The sequence below is a fragment of the Parabacteroides caecihominis genome, assembly GCF_023656785.1.
Lineage (GTDB): Bacteria > Bacteroidota > Bacteroidia > Bacteroidales > Tannerellaceae > Parabacteroides > Parabacteroides segnis.
Genome location: NZ_JAMOKS010000003.1, coordinates 20,844 through 38,886 on the forward strand (window position 1 = coordinate 20,844; position 18,043 = coordinate 38,886).

Consider the following 18,043-nt stretch of genomic DNA (forward strand, 5'->3'; position numbering starts at 1 on the left):
GATAAAAAGAGGGCTACGCTCAGTCTGTGACCAAACGCACATATAGACATAACCCTCTGTTTAAAGCAAGATTATTCTTTTATAAGTATCACACAAAAACTAGGTTAAACAAAAAATACAGTTAAATTTTAAGTAGAATACAAATAACCTCCCCCTGGTAATCAGCGCGCGAATATATACCGTCGGGAGCAGTCATTCGTTAGAACACAACTCGATTTCTATTTTTTCAGAAACAATGACAAAGGTAACTTTGCAAAATAAACAGCTGAATTTGCTGTTTCATGTGAAGAATAATAGCTAACCCACAACTGATCTCCATCTACCAAGAATCCGGGATAACTCGTATCTCCACCGGAAGGCAATACATAAGATTCCTGAAGATTCCCCTCCTCGTTACCCGTAAATAAAACGGTTTTATGATGCGACGGGACATAATAGGAACGTGAACCTGCTACTAAAACTCCTTTCCCTAGAGAGATAAAATCCGGTCCGCCCAAAGGCATCTCCATTTTTTTCCAGCTCCATTCTTTATAAGGAGGCAGGCTAACACCCCAATATCCGTAACGATCACCTTTTTCCCTCCTCACCATCATCAACATTTTCTTATCCGGCAGAATACGGACAGTCGTTTCATTCGGAAAGTCAGGAACATCCAGATCTGCCACCCATTGATAATCGATGCCATCGGCTGTTTTCAGCAAAGTGATCCGGGCTTCATTTTCACCTTCCAACGAATAGTTCACACCATAACCGACAGCACCATCCCAGGTCACCCGCCAGAGCCAGTCATTTCCATTTTTAGCTCTCTCTTCGATACGGATCGGAGTCGGTTCCGTAAAAGAAACCCCGTCAGCACTGAAAGATACCTGCGGAATACGGGCTATCAATTTTTTATCTTTATAGATCGATCCTCCTATGATAACCATCAAACGCCCGTCCGGTGTGACAGACAATTTGGGATCACGCAGATCATACTCCGGCTTATACATCAGCGCAACCGACTTCCATTCTTCTCCATCCTCAGAGACCAAGATTCTGACTTTCCCCTCTGCATTCCCATTTCTATCAAAAATATGTGTTTCACCTTCCCTGAAAGAACAATAAAACTTTCCTTTATATTTGATCAGCGAAGTAAATGCACAGTGAGAACCATTATCCCATATTTTTTTTACCGACACCTCATACTTTTGTGCGGTAATCGATGCCATACTGACTATCAGCAGGCAAAAAACAATCAGAGATACACGTTTCATAATTACTTTTTTAGAGTTAACAACTTAGATTCAATATAACTACATATAACACCAACAACAATACCGACTATCAAAGCCGCTGGCATAATCCACAGGACTTTAATATTGAATATCTCAAAGAATGCAATCAAAACGGCTGTAAGCAGGGAGATCAATCCAGCAATCACAGTCCCTCTGTTTGTTGCAAACGGGATAAACAAGGCCATAAAAAACAAGACAAACAAAGGAGCCACTACCAAATTGACGACTTTGATCACAACATCGAGTAAGTTTCCCGTCACATAAGAAATCAGGAAACAGGAACAGGAGATCACAATACCCAAAATAGCGGATATTGTCTTTATCATTCTCAAATCAGAAACAGGATCACTCTTTTTCTTCCGTACCCGGTTGATTATATCCTCCTGAATCACAGTGGAAGAAGAATTTAAACCGGAAGACAAACTCGACATAGCTGCGGCCATAATAGCAGCAGCGATCAGGCCGGTAATACCGGCCGGCAGCCCGATCAGAATAAACCGGGGAAACAGCGTATCTGCATCCTGGTATATGGTAGTACCTTCTACCATCTGTCCCGGGAAATAAGTAAAATAGGCCACGACCATCAATCCCACCACAGCCAGTAATAACTGGATACCACACGAGGCTGCCAATGATATTTTATATGAGCGACTTGCCGTACGGGCGTCCTTAGTCGCCAGATACCGTTGAATCGCCATCTGATCCGACCCTGCCGTACAAACCTGCCAAACCAATGTCATAATAAAGATATTCCCGACAGTCATTCTTTTCGTTGCATCGATAGAAAAATCGACGGACTCCCAGTGAGCATACAGGGCCGGATTCAAAAAAGCGTCGACAGAACCGACCTTCCACCCGATAACCACAATAGCCAGTATAACACCGACGAACATCACTGTTGTTTGTAATACATCCGTCATAACTACAGCTTTCAAACCTCCCATCGTAGTATAGACAACTGTGATCAACACCAGTATGATACTGATAGCCGGAACCATTTCCTGAGATAGCCCCAATATAGGAATAAGGGCAGAATCGACTGTCGCATATACTATCGTCGACATCCAAAGGAACCGTAAAGAAAGAAAAAAGACCGTAGCCAGATTACGTGTGCCTTTTCCTAACTTTATCTCTAGAATCTCGTAGGCACTCGTTACCCTCATCGACATAAAACGAGGTATCAGATATTTACCTACAATCCAGTTAGCTACAGGAAAAGCGGCAAGTCCCGTAAAAACGACCGGGCCATATTTGATCATCTCCCCCGGATAAGCCAGGTAACTCAATGTACTCAACAAAGTCGCAAACAAGGATATCCCGATCATCATGGAATTCATGGACCTTCCTCCCAGCACATAATCACTGGCCGTCTTATTCTGTTTGGAGGAGGAATATCCAACCATTAACATTAACAAAAGAAAAATTACGACAACCGACCAATCCAACCAGGTAAATCCCAGAGTTTTCTGTACGCCATTCATTTTTAAAATCGCGTATGCCCGGGCAGATTGTATATCCCTCCACCCTTCCGCACTGATCAGACCGTCATCCCCGTCTTCTTCTTCAAACGAATCCGTAATGAATGACCAATCCTCCCGGTCACCTATTTGTCCCAAAGCCACATAAGCCTCATATCGTTCTGTTTTTCTGCCCGTAACAGCCAGATCACGCAATTTGATTCTGATCCGTCCTATTTCTTCTCTGAAAGTGTTCTTATCGGGACAAGTCGTAACAGCACCATGTAATAAAAAGGCCCCACAAGGAGAACTCAATGGTTCTGCCAAAGCCAATGATACAATTTCTTTCCAGTGAATTGTATCAAAAACCCCCATATAACTTAAACCGTAAGCCATGACCTTACGGTCCGTCTCATTACCGGAATCAAGAACTGAAAACAACAACGTATAATCTAACGGTATAGAAGATGTTGAATTGTAAACACATCCCCACTTAAGATAAGCCTGCAACAACCCGTTACCGATCGGATCATCTTCTATTACAACAGTCGGATATTCTTTCAAAGAAACTCGTAATTTTGCCAGACTTTCCGCTGCATGTATCTTATCCGGACTATCCGGATTGAGGTATATCTCCAATATTTTATCGACATAAGATGCCTTTTCCTTCTCATCCGACGCAGCATTGGCCCAACATCTGAAATATCCGATTCTTTTTTCCGGAATAGAAGAGACATACTCGAAATCTTTCTTTAAAATAGTTTGTACCTGCGGCTTATAGCCAACCTGACAAAGGAATTCCAAAGCATGAATCTTATTCCAGAAAGAACTGTCCCCTGTTTGTTTCAAAAGATATTCAGAGGCTTTATCAACGACATCTGCCTGAATCTTCTGTGCGTTCACTCCGAAAAGAATGATTGACAAAAGAACAAACACAATTATTTTAGCAGATTTTTTCATCTTATGAATTTCTTTGTTAGTATTACTCCATTAAAGCCAATTGATTGTTTTCAAATCATTTTCCAAAGATTTAATTTCCGAAGCAGAGAGATTTTGTAAAGGTAAACGGCAAGGTCCGCAATCGATCCCCATCACAGAAAGGATTGCTTTAATACCTACAACAGCATTGACATACTTAACCATAATACGGATCAACTTATTTGCATCCGCCTGTATATCCACTGCTTTTTGAAGCTCTCCTTTATTGAATGCCTGAAGTAACTGATTGAATAACGGAGCAGATACATTATAAGAAGTTCCGATCCCGCCAGTTGCTCCCAGAACCAACCCGGTCAACAGGGTTTCATCATGACCATGCAAAATATCGAACATCTTATCATTATAATTTATACATTCCTGCATTTCCATTGAATTATAGGAGGTATATTTTATACCATTCAATGTCGGAATCTCGGAAGCCGCTTTTTCTAAAAAGGCTGGCATATGAATATTCACCCCCGAGGTTGTCGGAATATGATAATAATAATAAGGTATTTCCGGAGCTTTCTCCGCAATCAGTTTATTGAACTGTACTAGTTCCTCTACCCGGTTAGGTTGTAAAAAACAGGGTCCCATAGCAGAGATAGCATCCGCCCCGATGAGACCGGCGTGAACAGCCAACTCCGATGATATCCTGTAACTGGTACTGCCGACATGAACCAATATTTTAAGCCGGTCGGAAAACTTCATCCAGGCTTCAGCGACTTTCTTACGCTCTTCTGTGTCCAGGAACAAACTTTCCCCCGTAGTTCCGCAAACAAAAACACCTGCCACTCCCAGTTTAATTAGATGCTCCGCATAAGCATCAATCACTGTGAGGTTGATATCTCCATTCTTTTCCATCGGTGTAACCGTGGCGGCAATAAGCCCTTTAATTTTTGTCTTCTCCATAACTTGTCATTTAAGGTAGATAATCTATTTCAACTACTCATTTTCCTGTATTCTTCAATATACAACTGATAAGCCATCAAATGCCGCCTGATCACCTCTTCATACTCATTCTTATTCCTGTTCCTCAAAGCCTGAAGAATATCTTTATGAGAAGCCTGAAGTTTCTCCTTCTTTATTTTTTTATTGAACACATCAAACTCATCATAATTGTCATGAATATAGCGATACATAGGGATCAGCATTTGCTGTAGGTCCATAATAATCTGATTTCCTGTAATAGCATACATCCGGGAATGAAACTCCAGTTCATCTTCCATAGAAACTCTCACTTCTCCCAAAACGACTTCTTTAGCCAAAATACTTTCCAGATCTTTAATATCCTTATCTGTTATCCGATTCAACAAAGTGGGGATAATTCCCAGTTCAAGCGTATACCGTAGTTCAAGCAGATCGATAATCGTATCCCTACCTAACATCTGAGGATTGATCAACTTCTCCAGATTTTTCCTTATGTCCGGTTCCTGCAGGACGATCCCTCTTCTTTTACGGCTATCCAGGATACCTAATGAACGTAAACGACTTAAAGCTTCTCTAACAACGTTACGCCCTACTCCCAGTTGTTCCGACAGTTCTTCTTCATGAAGTAACCGGTCACCGGGCTTTAAATTCTTCTCCTTAATATATTTAAGAAGAGACTCTTCTACCAGATCAACCAGGGTGGTAGTTTCCGTATTAATCTTTAATGATTCCATAGCATTATAATTATGTGTTATATGTATGACATATTGAATATGTCCCACAAATATAAATGATGATTATAATATTAGCAAGCATTATAAGTGATTTATTTTGTTAAAAATCAAAACAAAACAAGTGAATGATTGAATATCAATGAATACAGATCAATAAAAATCATCCTCTACATTTTTATATTCTTTCAAAAGAATACAGTAAACCAAAAACCCATTACCTTTGCCTTTGTTTTAATAAAGGCAAAATGAAATCAAATGCTTATAAAGGCCATCTGGCTATGCTGGGGGCAAATATATTATGGGGGCTGATGTCTCCCGTTTCAAAAGCCGTATTAATGGCTGGTCCGGTCAGTGCGTTGTCGCTCACGACTTTCCGCATGGTGGGAGCGGCTGTCGTTTTCTGGCTGGCGTCATTCTTCACCAAAAAAGAACATGTCAACCATCAGGACCTTGCGAAGCTATTCTTCGCCGCGTTACTGGGAATCGTACTGAACCAGGGATCATTCATCTTCGGCGTTTCCCTGACCTCGCCTATCAATGCCTCCATAGTCACGACAACAACACCTATCATTACTATGATTATTGCAGCATTCTACCTGAAAGAACCTGTCACCGGAAAAAAGGTAATCGGTATCTTTGTCGGGGCAGCCGGAGCCTTGTTGCTGATTCTGAGCAGTCAAAGCGCAGCGGCCGGTAGCGGTAAAAGCAGCAATATATGGGGTGACCTGCTCTGCCTGCTGGCACAGTTCAGTTTCTCTTTTTATTTTGTGTTGTTCAAGGGATTGATAGGCAAATATTCCCCTATCACATTGATGAAATGGATGTTCACGTACGCTTCCATCTGCACGATACCGTTCTCCTACAACCATATTGCAGGTATCGATTTCCTGAATCTTCCTTCAGAATTGTATATGGGTATCGCTTATGTCGTACTGGGAGGAACTTTCCTGCCTTACCTGTTCATTCCCATCGGACAAAACCTGTTGCGCCCGACAGTAGCTTGTATGTATAATTATGTACAACCAATCGTTGCGTCACTGATTGCTGTACTTTGGGGGATGGATACTTTTGGAGTGATGAAAGGGATTGCCGTAGCATTGGTATTTACCGGCGTTTATATCGTAACACAAAGTAAATCGAGGGCCCAGTTAGAGGCCCTCTGAAATACCTTTCCATAAATTATCGTCAGGGACAGGGGCTACAATCTTTATCAATTCTTTGGATACCGGATGGATAAACTCGGCACTCCGGGAATGGAGACTGATACCGCCATCCTTATTCGAACGCTCGGCGCCATATTTCAAGTCTCCTTTAATCGGACACCCCATCTTTGCCAACTGACAGCGTATCTGGTGATGCCGGCCGGTTTTCAGGTCTATTTCCAATAAGAAATAATTATCCGAATGCGCAATCACCTTATAATGAAGAATCGCTTTCTTTGAATCCGGACGTTCGGTATCATAAGCGTAACTCTTGTTTTGTTTCTCGTTACGGACCAGCCAGTTCACCAGTTCGCCTTCTTCAGCCGGCGGACAGTTCTTGACAATGGCCCAATAGGTTTTCTTCACCTCTCCTACCCGGAACATCTCGTTCAGGCGGGGCAAAGCTTTACTGGTCTTGGCAAACAGGACTACACCGCTCACCGGACGGTCCAGCCGGTGGGTAACACCGACATACACATTTCCCGGCTTGTAATACTTCTCTTTCAGCCACGCCTTGAGCATTTCCGAAAGAGGAGTATCACCGGTTTTATCTCCTTGTACAATCTCACGGCATGTTTTGTTTACCGCGATGATATGATTGTCTTCGTAGATAACTTCCATATTACATATTCATACCACCGTCTACCTGAATCACCTGTCCGGATACATAAGCAGACAAATCAGATGCCAGGAATGTAGCGACATTTGCCACATCTTCAGTAGTACCGCCGCGGCGCAAAGGAATCTTCTTGTTCCATTCTTCTCTTACTTCTTCCGGCAATTTCGCAGTCATATCGGTAATGATAAAACCAGGAGCGATTGCATTGGCACGGATACCACGTGAACCCAGTTCCTGAGCCACCGATTTAGCCAAACCAATCATACCGGCTTTTGAAGCCGAATAGTTGCTCTGACCGGCATTCCCGTGAACACCTACGACAGAAGACATATTGATAATGTTACCTGCACGCTGTTTCATCATGACCGGAGTACAAGCATGGATGAAATTGAAAGCCGATTTCAGGTTCACATTCAGGACAGCATCCCACTGGCCTTCGCTCATACGCATCATCAGGCCGTCTTTCGTGATACCGGCATTGTTAACCAGAATATCGATACGACCGAAGTCTTTCACGATTTCTGCCACTACATTATGAGTCTCTTCAAAGTTGGCTGCATTAGAAGCATATCCTTTTGCTTTAACGCCTAAAGCTTCGATTTCTTTCTGTGTAGCTTCACCGTTCTCGTCGATAACCAGGTCTGTAAATGCGATATTTGCACCTTCAGCGGCAAACTTTAAAGCGATAGCCTTACCGATACCGCGTGCAGCACCGGTTACAATGGCAACTTTTCCTTCTAATAATTTCATAATATTTCTATTTACGTTTATATTAACACTGTATCAGACAAGCACCCGCCGAATATCCGCCGCCGAAGACGGTCAGACAAACCAGGTCGCCTTTCTTGAATGTATGGTCATTCTGCGCATACACCAAAGCCGAACTAACCGAACCGGTATTACCCAGTTCTTCGATATTATGCAGGAACTTTTCTTCCGGCAAATTCAGCTGCTTGGCAATATTCGACATGATACGCATATTCGCCTGGTGACCGATAAAATAAGTCAGGTCATCCAACGCAAATCCGTTCTTCTCCAACAAATAGACTGCATTTTTAGGCATGTAGGTACAAGCCTGGATAAACACGTCGCGACCTTCCGGCATCTGGATACCACCGTCACGGGGACGCAACTGCACACCTTCAGGACCTTTCCCCAAATGGCCCAACCCCTGTGTAAACACTTCAATAATATGCGGATCTTTCTCTGTCACGCGTTCCTTTGAAATAAAGAACGCAGCAGCGGCATCACCCCAGAGGTGACCGGCTTTCGGATCTGTTTCATTATAATAAGCGGAATTTTTATCTGCCGAAAGGATTAAAGCCTTTGTAGCCTTTCCCATAGCAAAATAACCTTCCACAACTTCCAGCGCATTTAAAAAAGAGGAACAGGCAGATGATAAATACAACGCTTTCGCATTTGTAATATTAAACTCACGCTGCGTATAATGGGCTGCGGTAGCAACTGTATCGTACGGAGAATAGGATGCTGAGATAATCAAATCAACTTCCGTAATGTCATACGGTAATTTTGGCAGTGCGTTACGTACGGCGTCCATTCCCATGGTACAAATTGTCTCTTCCGGTTTGGCTTTGGACCGGGTCTTAATACCCGTACGCTGTTCAATCCACTCACTTGTCAACCCGTTTAATTCCAAAAAATGTTGGTTGTGCACCCGTTCTTCAGGCACATAAAACCCTGTTGCATTAATAAACATCTCTGGTTTACTTTATCTTTATTCCGTTGAATATTAAATTCATTACATTATCTCTCCGCTTAATCCGCTGGCTGATATTATCTCCCATAATACCCCTTATATAAGGAACTTCCAATCCCTTCAAGGCATGATGTAGCACCACTGCTGTTATTTCTGTATCAGGCATTGCGAAGATCCCTTCCTTCACTCCGGCATCCAATATTCCCTTCAATAATTCTGTCTCACGTATGTCAAAGTTCTTACGAACCTTCTCTACGCGCCATATATCACGGAAAAAGTTAGCTTTCAGCGTACCATTACGAAATACGAGCGCTTTGATAGCATCCAATCTAGCATAGATGAATGTCATCAACTTCTCATCAGCTGGCAAATCCTTTCCGGCAACATCAAGCAGCATCTTGTATAACTGGTCCAGCTCCGATTCCACCACAGCCAGATAAATCTCATTTTTGCTCTTGAAATACGTATATAACGTACGTCTGCCTTTCCGGGAAGCCTGTGCAATATCGTTCATTGTCGTATTATCAACCCCCATGCGGGCAAACAATTGCCTGGCCACATCCACCAACATTTCGCGTGTTTTAGAAACTGTCATCGGCATTGTATTGCACATTTTGATTAAAACTGTGCGCAAAGTACCTAAAAAAGATTGGTTCTACCAAGTATATTAAAAAAAACTTGCAATAAATTTGTTTTATAAGAGAAAATCCCTACCTTTGCACTCGCAATCACGAAATGATTGTAAACTATATCGCGGAGTGGAGCAGTGGTAGCTCGTTGGGCTCATAACCCAAAGGTCGTAAGTTCGAGTCTTGCCTCCGCAACTATCTAAAGGCTTTCAGTATTCACTGGAGGCCTTTTTCGTTTTCATCTTTCCTAAGCTTTATTAGCCAAATTTAAGCCGTCAATTTCCGCCCCGGCATGTTTATTGTAATGTAGATGTATGGATATCAACCGACAAAAAGACTTAACAATATAATAATATGGCTTATATAGACTATTACAACATTCTAGGGGTGAACAAAGGCGCTTCACAGGACGACATCAAAAAAGCGTACAAGAAGCTGGCCCGTAAATATCATCCGGACCTGAATCCGAACGATCCGGATGCTCACCGGAAATTTCAGGAAATCAACGAAGCCAATGAAGTACTGAGCGACCCGGAAAAACGGAAGAAATACGACCAATACGGTGAAAACTGGAAACATGCCGACCAGTTCGAAGCTCAGCAGAACCAATACGGACAGTATCAGGGTGGCTTCGGTGGTTTTAGCGGCTTTGGAGGCAGTAACGGCGGGGGTGCCCAATGGAGTGCCTCAGACGACGGCAGCGGCTTCTCCGACTTCTTCGAATCCATGTTCGGAGGCGGCGGTCGTGGCAGAGGCAACCATGCTTTCCGCGGCCAGGACTATAATGCAGAACTGCATGTCTCTTTGGCAGATGCAGCCCAAACACACAAACAGGTTATTACCGTCAACGGTAAGAATCTGCGCATAACCGTACCAGCCGGTATCGCAGACGGACAGACCATCAAGCTGAAAGGCCAGGGCGGTCCGGGCGTAAACGGCGGACCTGCCGGTGATCTGTACATCACATTCAGCATAGCAGAAGACAGCCGCTTCAAACGGGTTGGCGACGATTTATATATAACCGCCCCGTTAAACCTCTACACCGCCATACTGGGTGGCGAACAGATAATAGAAACAATGGACGGCAAGGTAAAACTGAAAGTGGCTGCCGGAACGCAGAACAACAGCAAAGTCCGCCTGAAAGGCAAAGGTTTCCCTGTCTATAAAAAAGACGGGCAGTTTGGTGACCTGATCGTCACCTACTCCATCGAGATACCGACTAATCTGACGGATAAACAGAAAGAGTTGTTCCGCGAAATACAGAGTCTTAATCAATAAAACACGAGTACTATGCAAACAGATTTAATTATAGTCAACGAATATTGCCGGATATGTCATATAGAACCTTCTTTCATCTTCAGGCTGGAAGAAGGCGGACTCATTGAAATCCGTATCATCGAAGGCGAAAAGTATTTACAGGCGGAGCAATTACACGATATCGAAAGATATACACGTATGTATTACGACCTCTCAATCAATTTCGAAGGAATCGATGCCATCCACCATCTGCTGAATCGTGTCAAATCCATGCAACAGCAAATCGGACATCTGAAAAAGATGTTGCGGGTATATGAAGCAAAAGATTTTGAAGAAAATGAATTATAAAATCCAATTGACACATCTGCCTTACATTCAACCCGGTAGATGTGTCATTTTGTTACTAAAAGAAGCCTTACTCCCCGGCTTTCAACAGAAAAGCAAAAACTTTTTGTAAAATAATTTGGATTGTAAGAAATAATTCATACCTTTGCACTCGCAATCACGAAATGATTGTAAACTATATCGCGGAGTGGAGCAGTGGTAGCTCGTTGGGCTCATAACCCAAAGGTCATAGGTTCGAGTCCTGTCTCCGCAACAATTTGAAGAAGCGACACAAAAGACAATATATGTAATGTATATTGTCTTTTATTTTTTCAAGACAGAATACTGACTTTCCCTATTCACAGATTTCCTTGTGTCCTATTTATTGTCAGGAAACATTGAGTTTAAATAACTATTGACATGCCATTATATGTCGTTCGGAAACTTATCCGGTTGTCTACCAGATTTAGGATGACAGTTTATTATTAATCTTTAAATTTGGACCATACAGCTGTACTTTACGATTCTTGAATATTAATTTTGCTTGCCGGCTTTCCGGTTAGCCTAACACTTAAAGAGTATGGATAATTCAGTGAATGCACTCAATAGTATTGATGTGCTTATTGTTGTAGATGTTGTCGGTGCGCTGGCATCGGGTAACCTGAGTAATAATGTCTATCTTGTTGATACAAACAAGTATATGGGCTCTTGGAATCAGGGACACTGCGAACTGGGTACAGCCTGCCATGATACGCAAAGAATCAATTGGAGAGTAGTTCCAATCAGTCCGAACACAAATGTTTCGATAGTAAAATTTACTGGTGAGATTATCTCCAAACAAGTTTGTGTTCCTACAAAGCAGGGGGATATCGATGACGAGTACTGGACAGCCAGAATGCAATCCAGAGGAGTTAGAACGACTTATCAGTATGCATGCGTATTGTCTATGAGTGGCAAAGAAATGACATTTGATCCGTATATCAAAGTGATTTGATTTATATATCAAAATAAAATTGTAAACAGGGATCATACCTTTGGCTTTGCCAGTTGGGATGATCCCCGTTGTTTATTTGTAACTTCTCTGCAAGCTGGCATAATTAATACCATAAGAATGAACGTAAAAAACAAAGTCATTCTGTTTTATGGTCTTGCGTAAATTTATCAATTGTCCAATCTGAACGTATTTCAGCCAAATGCAATTTTCGTTTTTCTCCGGAAGGTATATTGACAAAAGTATCTTTACGAACACCCAGTCCTGCATGTATTCCATCAAATGTCTCTTTCCCATAATGAACAGATTCGTTTCTTATCCAACGATCAACCGGAATCAGGGCATGGATTCTAAGCAGTGTAGCCTTTACTTCGTTTCTAATAGCTAATTTTTCTTTCTCAGACACATCACCTTCAAAAATTTGATTTCTGGATTTACGAAGTGCATCAATTATCATCTCTGAAATATCAGCGGTATGCCTGGTCGCTCTCCTAGGCTTCTTTCTCTTTTTGACATCATTTGTAAATCCGGATAATTGCTCGCATGCACTTCGGTCATCCAGAGCCGCACTGACAACTAAATTGGGAGTATTATCTTTTATCCAAATGCCAAAAATCTCTTTAACAGACGAAGCAACTCCATCTGAAGCATGAGCACTGATATCTGGTAAAGCTCCAATACCGGCAAGCCCTTTTGACAACAGATTTTTAGCTGACGAAAGGTGCTTATTATCCATTTTACTATCCAGATAAATATTTATCTGATTAGCAAGATTGCTCAGCCAGTCATAACTTCTGGGGGAAAGTACCTTCTCATGTATCTTTTGCCTTTCTATATTTTCTGCAATTTCTGCGGCCGTCATAGACAAATTGATTTGCTCATACATATATTTGTTCTTTTCAGTTCCACTATGTAGACCCAAAGCCGGATTAACCTCTTCACGGCCAGAATAAGTATAAGTCGTACGTCCTTTAAATGCCAATGAACTGAGTGCCATCGCTTTTTTAGACCAGTTTTTACCTAATCCCTGATTAGGCATTTCCGCAACAAAATCACTAATAGTACCTCCATCTTTATATTTATCCCGGCTAGTTTCTAAAGCTGTTTTAACAATTCCACGTATAGAAGATATAACATCGATATTAATCCCTCCGGTTTCCGTGTCAATAACATACATGGGAGGAACACCTATCTCTAATTTCTGGTTATCATCGGTTTCCAGTACCCATTCTCCTGGAACATTTTGCAAAATACTGTCATTACTTACAGCCAGTTCTGTATGAGCTCCTAAGTCCGGACCGGCATACTGCGCAAACTCAAGTTCAATCCCCATTGTCCTATGGCTATCTAATATAAAGGTCCTGTCATTTTTACTTAATGCAGAAATGATTGTCTCATATTTTCTCTGATTTGTTATAAGAGAAATTAAATTTTGATTCGGGCTAACAGGGTTGGCTTTTTTTGACCAGTAAGAATTGTATGCTCTGAGGTCTTCCATAGTAGGCTTTTTACCTTGCGGACTCTGCTCCGGATCCAATTGCTTATCTGGCATATATATTTTATTCCCTAATATACTACTATCTTTGTAAGCCTCCTGAATACTATTCCACTCACCATATGACATTTTACCCAGAACACTTGTTATTTGCTTATACTTTGCCGCCCACTCTATCAATCTGTTCAGGCGTTCAACATTCCACCCCTTTGATTCTTTATGTTGATTGATAAAGATCTGCTGCCAAGGAAACAGATCAGCCTGTTTCATAAGTTGTACAAGATTATTATTATTTACCTTCAATCCCTGTCTCTGATCCACAAAACTTAATCTACCGTTTCCCGGTTCAGGTTGAAGCGTTCGGGAAAAGGATTTCTTATATTGTCTTTCAACTTTCATAGGAGAATGTTTTAGTAATTAAACCATCGTATACTTTGTTTGAAATATATCAAAAAAAGCAGAACAGATTAAAATTTTATCTGCAGACGACCAAAATCACACCGTGAACGACAAAACAGAAGACGTGAACGTAAAAAAATAAATACATAAAAAGCCAGCAAGGATTACCCTTACCGGCTTATATTTTATACAATTTGAATTATAAGAAATATTCTATTTCATTCCACTGAGAAGCAATCTTCCTCTGCCTGTTTGTTATTCACAAACATATCCTTCACAAATAAATATCCGATACCACCGAACAGAGCTAGAAAAACAAAGCCGATAAGTATCAGTGGCTTTTTAGGTGAAGCAGGCTTTAATGGCACCGTTGCCGGGCTGATCACCGTATAGACCGGGGTTTGTTCCTGGACACGGAGTTTGTCCTGCTCCAGTTTCTGGGCCAACGTATTGTAAACATTGAAAGTCAGTGTCATTTCATTTTTCAGACGCTCCTGCTCGGTGCGGTAACTGGCAGAGATGATGTTCTTGTTCGCATCCTCAAAGGCGGCATACGCACGCTGAGCCTTATAATAAGACTCACGAGCTTCTCCAAATACCTTCTCTGTAAACTCAAGATCCTGCTTGGCCTTCTGTGTACGATAATTGGTGATGTATCCCTGAAGCTTTTCCACGACTATCTGAGTAAGGCTTGCAGAGATCAAAGGGTCCTGCATCTGGACAGAGACTGTTATTACTAATGTCTTTTTATCCACAGAGGCAGAGATACGTTTCTGCAATCCTTGTATCACGACATCCTGTTCTCTGGTTAACCGGAAAGATGTTAATTCTCCCTCACCGGAAAGTTCTTCTTCTGAGAATAATCCTCTCACCCAACCAAGTAATTTGAAAGGAGCCTTTATCACATAACTCCACCATGCACTTTTCTGGTGATCATCCATATATTCGTACAATGTCGATGAATAATCACCCTTTTCATTCTCTACCTGTACAGGAAACAACTCCAACAGAAACGGAATACTTTGTACCACATCCGGATACAAATCCGGGGAGATGGCGTCCGAACCAGCCGAAGAACCCAGGTTTATCCCTGCCATAGCAGCCAAACCACCCAGATTTCCCATCTTCTTGGACGGATCAGACGTTTCAGGTGCCAGCTTTACTGTCGTACTGTATTCTTTCGGTATGCTGAAAGCAACCACCAATCCTACAACTATCGCGACTCCACAGCATTTGAACAAGAACTTGCGTTCCCCCCATAGCCGTTTAGCCAACTCTATTAAATCTATCTCCTGTTCGTTAGTATCCATATCAGGAGCGTTCATTTGAATCATATCCACCTTGTTAATTGAAAATTAAAGATTGAAAATTGAAAATTATTTCAGCGTGTTGATGATAGAGGTAACCATGGCTGCCATTGAAGTCGTCGAACTAGCTATGCTCAGGACTTCTGCCAGACTGGTTTTACGATCGCGCTGTGTCTTGGTCGGAACGACAATTTCACATCCGGGCTCTACCTTCGGATAACGTTTGAAGAAGATAAAGCTTTTCTTTGTCGTTGCTACCTTTCCATTCATATAGATTACGATCGGATATTTGCGGGCAATATCATTATAGCCACCGGCTTGCGACAGGCAATCTCCCACAGACATCCCTTTTGTATATGTCACGCTGTTCGGATAGGTTACGGCACCATTTATCTTAACCGTACTCTGCAACTGAGGAATATAGAGCGCATCTCCGTCACGCAGCACCACATCGTGCGCACTCCCCGGATTCGCCAGGGCCTTTTCCAGGTCAATACCCACTGAATAATCTTTAATGTTCTCCAAAGATAAAGCAACCGAATCACGGCTCTGTTTATTGGAACTCAGTTGTAGCAGAGTTTCCAGGCGGCGCATCTCATCTTCTGTCAACTGGCGTTTCAGGCTTGCTCCTTTTACATAGGCATCAGGCGTTATCCCTCCGGCTTTGGCGATAATATCACTCAGACGGGAGTTCTTTTCTGCCAGGACATAATCACCGGAAAAGGTAATCTCACCATTTACCTTCACTACCTGTTGTTCCTGATAACCCGGTGAGAAACGTACATACACTTCATCAAACGGTTCCAACGTAAAAAGAGTATCCCCTTTTTTTCCATTCACCGGTATCAATCCCAAATTGTCATTCAATTCAAAATTGAATACTTCGGCCGTACGGTTAGTATTTTCGTACGTTTTTGTATCCTTAATACGACGGGCTACTTCCACATTCACCGTTGCAGCCGATTCCTTCAAACCGCCAGCCATCATAATAGCATCTTCCACTGTCAGATTGTTCCGGTAAGGAAGAACTGTGTCTATAAAATTCACAGCCCCGCTTACTTTAATCGTATAAGGTTCTCTCAAATCAAAGAAAGAAGGGATATAGAGTTGATCTTCCGGCTTTAGTTCCATATCGGGAGCAGTACCGTTCAGGATACCACGGATATCTACGGCTATGACAGTCGTTGTAAAATCCGGATTCAAACGGGTGATCTGAGCACGACCGGCAAACTCATCTCCTTTCAAACCGGCTGCCTGATCAACCAGTTGACGGACCGTATGAACCGTACCATTCAATTCATATTCTCCCGGACGCCAAACGGCTCCTGTCACTGTCAGACGATTTTCATAGAAGGGGATCACAGAATCCACCAACAAAGAATCGCCATCCATCATTGCAAAAGTAGGATATTTATCTTCCGTAACAGTAGCTATCTGATAACGGCTACCGGCTTTTCGCTTGATACGGACATCTTTCTTATACGCATCCCCGGTAAAGCCTCCGGCCATATTCAATAACTGTGAGAGCGTTTCCCCCTTTTTCAACTCAAAAATACGGTTACGTTTTACTTTTCCTTGTACCACAGCCAGTTGGTCATAAGGAGAAACGATCACCATATCATTCTCTTCCAGACGGATATTCGTATTGTATTTACCGTTCAACAAATAATCGTACACATCCAGGCTGGCTACCTCCTTGCTATTCCGGTAAACTTTGATTCCACGAAGCGAACCGATCTCATTCACTCCACCTGCTGCATACAACGCATTAAACAAAGTAGCAAACGATGGAAGCGTATAGGTCCCCGGAGCAACGACCTCTCCTACTATATTCACTTTGATACTACGTATCTGACTCAGGCTAACGGAAACAAACGTATTAGCCCCGTCCGTATCTCCCGATAAGGTAGACATGATCCGCCCCAATTCCTGTCGGATACGGTTCTCGGCTGCACCAATTGTCAATCCGCTGACAGAGACAGGTCCCAGATTAGGGATCAGAATCGTTCCTTCGGGAGAAACCTTCAGTTTCAGATTCAGTTCAGAATCTCCCCAGACATTGATCAGCAATTCATCTCCAGCTGATAAAACATATCCTTTGGGAGTCGGTACATTCAAATCCGGCTCAAAGGACAGATTCTTATTTGAAAATATTTCGCGACCGAACACGGTTCCGCTTAGGTCTCTCACCGGACGATTGGCTTCCCGCTGGGCATCCAAAGGAGGTATCACCTTTCCATCCGGAATGGCAACCGTACGATCTGTAACCACCGCATCCGATGCTGTACGCGTAGCCTGTTCCGTCCCGGACTGTCCCATCCGTTTATTTATCTCCTGGCGAATCTGGTCATCCGTCATACCCGCGGCTTTCGCCTTATCAATCAAATCCTGGGGCACCTGTGCAGCTAGCGGAACCGCCAACCACAGTAATCCCCCCAATAATACATTTCTGATTACGATATTCATATTGTTATTTGTTTTTGTTGTTATTTCGATTTTAGAAAGAAATGAGCTATTTAGCGACATTGTGGACCCGAAGGGTTCAATTGTGAATAGCCCCCGGTGAAGCCGGGGGATCCCGATATATGCGGGATGGTGCGTCCCTGAAGGGGGCGAATAATACGTTGTGATTGAACCCTTTCAGGGCTCATCGGCTGGATGCCATTCCCAATCCCCCGGCTTCACCGGGGGCTATTCACAGTTAGTCCTTTCAGGACAAGCAACAACACT

The 18,043-nt window shown here is 42.6% G+C and carries 15 protein-coding genes and 2 tRNA genes; 6 read left to right on the forward strand and 11 right to left on the reverse strand.

From position 1 onward, the window contains the following. Positions 1-218: 218 nt before the first annotated feature. The 4 genes from NBH14_RS02600 to NBH14_RS02615 are packed head-to-tail and all read right to left on the reverse strand — an operon-like array spanning position 219 to position 5,373. Entirely contained in the window at positions 219-1,253 is a 1,035-nt protein-coding gene (locus NBH14_RS02600; protein ID WP_186958849.1) for an exo-alpha-sialidase, read from the reverse strand. A gap of 2 nt (positions 1,254-1,255) precedes the next feature. Beyond that, positions 1,256-3,691 (reverse strand): sodium:solute symporter family transporter, encoded by a 2,436-nt coding sequence (locus tag NBH14_RS02605; RefSeq protein WP_186958848.1) that lies wholly within the window; start codon positions 3,689-3,691, stop codon positions 1,256-1,258. A gap of 30 nt (positions 3,692-3,721) precedes the next feature. Next, positions 3,722-4,621, reverse strand: a complete 900-nt coding sequence (locus NBH14_RS02610; protein WP_186958847.1) for a dihydrodipicolinate synthase family protein — start codon at positions 4,619-4,621, stop codon at positions 3,722-3,724. 29 nt (positions 4,622-4,650) lie between these two features. Continuing rightward, positions 4,651-5,373 carry a FadR/GntR family transcriptional regulator gene (locus tag NBH14_RS02615; RefSeq protein ID WP_186958846.1) on the reverse strand — a complete coding sequence of 241 codons (723 nt, stop codon included), beginning with the start codon at positions 5,371-5,373 and terminating at the stop codon, positions 4,651-4,653. Positions 5,374-5,618: 245 nt separating this feature from the next. Between NBH14_RS02615 and NBH14_RS02620 the strand changes: the two genes are divergently transcribed. Further along, complete coding sequence (locus NBH14_RS02620) at positions 5,619-6,536, forward strand: DMT family transporter (protein WP_186958845.1); 918 nt, start codon at positions 5,619-5,621, stop codon at positions 6,534-6,536. Here the strand turns inward: NBH14_RS02620 and NBH14_RS02625 are convergent. Genes NBH14_RS02625 through NBH14_RS02640 form a run of 4 tightly spaced genes read right to left on the reverse strand, consistent with a single transcriptional unit; the run spans position 6,522 to position 9,512 of the window. Further along, complete coding sequence (locus tag NBH14_RS02625) at positions 6,522-7,196, reverse strand: RluA family pseudouridine synthase (RefSeq protein WP_186958844.1); 675 nt, start codon at positions 7,194-7,196, stop codon at positions 6,522-6,524. The two genes, NBH14_RS02620 and NBH14_RS02625, sit on opposite strands and share 15 nt — an antisense overlap. A 1-nt stretch (position 7,197) precedes the next feature. Then, entirely contained in the window at positions 7,198-7,944 is a 747-nt protein-coding gene (gene fabG / locus NBH14_RS02630; protein ID WP_007652512.1) for a 3-oxoacyl-[acyl-carrier-protein] reductase, read from the reverse strand. Between the two features lie 22 nt (positions 7,945-7,966). Continuing rightward, positions 7,967-8,911 carry a 3-oxoacyl-ACP synthase III family protein gene (locus NBH14_RS02635; RefSeq protein ID WP_007652511.1) on the reverse strand — a complete coding sequence of 315 codons (945 nt, stop codon included), beginning with the start codon at positions 8,909-8,911 and terminating at the stop codon, positions 7,967-7,969. 7 nt (positions 8,912-8,918) lie between these two features. Then, complete coding sequence (locus NBH14_RS02640) at positions 8,919-9,512, reverse strand: TetR/AcrR family transcriptional regulator (RefSeq protein WP_007652508.1); 594 nt, start codon at positions 9,510-9,512, stop codon at positions 8,919-8,921. 151 nt (positions 9,513-9,663) lie between these two features. Here NBH14_RS02640 and NBH14_RS02645 point away from each other — a divergent pair. The 5 genes from NBH14_RS02645 (at position 9,664) to makC (ending at position 12,115) form a co-directional block, all read left to right on the forward strand. Further along, positions 9,664-9,735, forward strand: a tRNA-Met gene (locus NBH14_RS02645). Positions 9,736-9,894: 159 nt separating this feature from the next. After that, positions 9,895-10,818: a DnaJ C-terminal domain-containing protein gene (locus tag NBH14_RS02650; protein WP_122328628.1), complete on the forward strand. Its 924-nt coding sequence runs from the start codon at positions 9,895-9,897 to the stop codon at positions 10,816-10,818. A 12-nt stretch (positions 10,819-10,830) separates the two neighbouring features. Next, complete coding sequence (locus NBH14_RS02655) at positions 10,831-11,145, forward strand: chaperone modulator CbpM (RefSeq protein ID WP_122328629.1); 315 nt, start codon at positions 10,831-10,833, stop codon at positions 11,143-11,145. Positions 11,146-11,323: 178 nt separating this feature from the next. Continuing rightward, positions 11,324-11,395: transfer RNA gene (locus tag NBH14_RS02660), tRNA-Met, on the forward strand. A 306-nt stretch (positions 11,396-11,701) separates the two neighbouring features. Continuing rightward, complete coding sequence (gene makC / locus NBH14_RS02665; protein WP_186958843.1) at positions 11,702-12,115, forward strand: alpha-pore-forming tripartite toxin MakABE regulator; 414 nt, start codon at positions 11,702-11,704, stop codon at positions 12,113-12,115. 136 nt (positions 12,116-12,251) lie between these two features. Here the strand turns inward: makC and NBH14_RS02670 are convergent, their stop codons facing one another. The 3 genes from NBH14_RS02670 to NBH14_RS02680 form a co-directional block, all read right to left on the reverse strand. Continuing rightward, the gene (locus NBH14_RS02670; RefSeq protein WP_186958842.1) at positions 12,252-14,006 is read right to left on the reverse strand and encodes a hypothetical protein; all 1,755 of its coding nucleotides are present in this window, start codon (positions 14,004-14,006) and stop codon (positions 12,252-12,254) included. Between the two features lie 218 nt (positions 14,007-14,224). After that, complete coding sequence (locus NBH14_RS02675; RefSeq protein WP_186958841.1) at positions 14,225-15,340, reverse strand: GNVR domain-containing protein; 1,116 nt, start codon at positions 15,338-15,340, stop codon at positions 14,225-14,227. A 42-nt stretch (positions 15,341-15,382) separates the two neighbouring features. Beyond that, positions 15,383-17,779 (reverse strand): SLBB domain-containing protein, encoded by a 2,397-nt coding sequence (locus tag NBH14_RS02680; protein ID WP_186958840.1) that lies wholly within the window; start codon positions 17,777-17,779, stop codon positions 15,383-15,385. Between the last annotated feature and the right edge of the window lie 264 nt (positions 17,780-18,043).

Excerpts from the sequence above, each read along its gene's own strand:
- NBH14_RS02635 (WP_007652511.1), bottom strand. The coding sequence starts at position 8,911 with ATGTTTATTAATGCAACAGGGTTTTATGTGCCTGAAGAACGGGTGCAC.
- NBH14_RS02655 (WP_122328629.1), top strand. The coding sequence starts at position 10,831 with ATGCAAACAGATTTAATTATAGTCAACGAATATTGCCGGATATGTCAT.
- NBH14_RS02625 (WP_186958844.1), bottom strand. The coding sequence starts at position 7,196 with ATGGAAGTTATCTACGAAGACAATCATATCATCGCGGTAAACAAAACA.
- NBH14_RS02640 (WP_007652508.1), bottom strand. The coding sequence starts at position 9,512 with ATGCCGATGACAGTTTCTAAAACACGCGAAATGTTGGTGGATGTGGCC.
- fabG (WP_007652512.1), bottom strand. The coding sequence starts at position 7,944 with ATGAAATTATTAGAAGGAAAAGTTGCCATTGTAACCGGTGCTGCACGC.
- NBH14_RS02670 (WP_186958842.1), bottom strand. The coding sequence starts at position 14,006 with ATGAAAGTTGAAAGACAATATAAGAAATCCTTTTCCCGAACGCTTCAA.
- makC (WP_186958843.1), top strand. The coding sequence starts at position 11,702 with ATGGATAATTCAGTGAATGCACTCAATAGTATTGATGTGCTTATTGTT.
- NBH14_RS02605 (WP_186958848.1), bottom strand. The coding sequence starts at position 3,691 with ATGAAAAAATCTGCTAAAATAATTGTGTTTGTTCTTTTGTCAATCATT.
- NBH14_RS02615 (WP_186958846.1), bottom strand. The coding sequence starts at position 5,373 with ATGGAATCATTAAAGATTAATACGGAAACTACCACCCTGGTTGATCTG.
- NBH14_RS02650 (WP_122328628.1), top strand. The coding sequence starts at position 9,895 with ATGGCTTATATAGACTATTACAACATTCTAGGGGTGAACAAAGGCGCT.
- NBH14_RS02675 (WP_186958841.1), bottom strand. The coding sequence starts at position 15,340 with ATGATTCAAATGAACGCTCCTGATATGGATACTAACGAACAGGAGATA.
- NBH14_RS02610 (WP_186958847.1), bottom strand. The coding sequence starts at position 4,621 with ATGGAGAAGACAAAAATTAAAGGGCTTATTGCCGCCACGGTTACACCG.
- NBH14_RS02600 (WP_186958849.1), bottom strand. The coding sequence starts at position 1,253 with ATGAAACGTGTATCTCTGATTGTTTTTTGCCTGCTGATAGTCAGTATG.
- NBH14_RS02620 (WP_186958845.1), top strand. The coding sequence starts at position 5,619 with ATGAAATCAAATGCTTATAAAGGCCATCTGGCTATGCTGGGGGCAAAT.
- NBH14_RS02680 (WP_186958840.1), bottom strand. The coding sequence starts at position 17,779 with ATGAATATCGTAATCAGAAATGTATTATTGGGGGGATTACTGTGGTTG.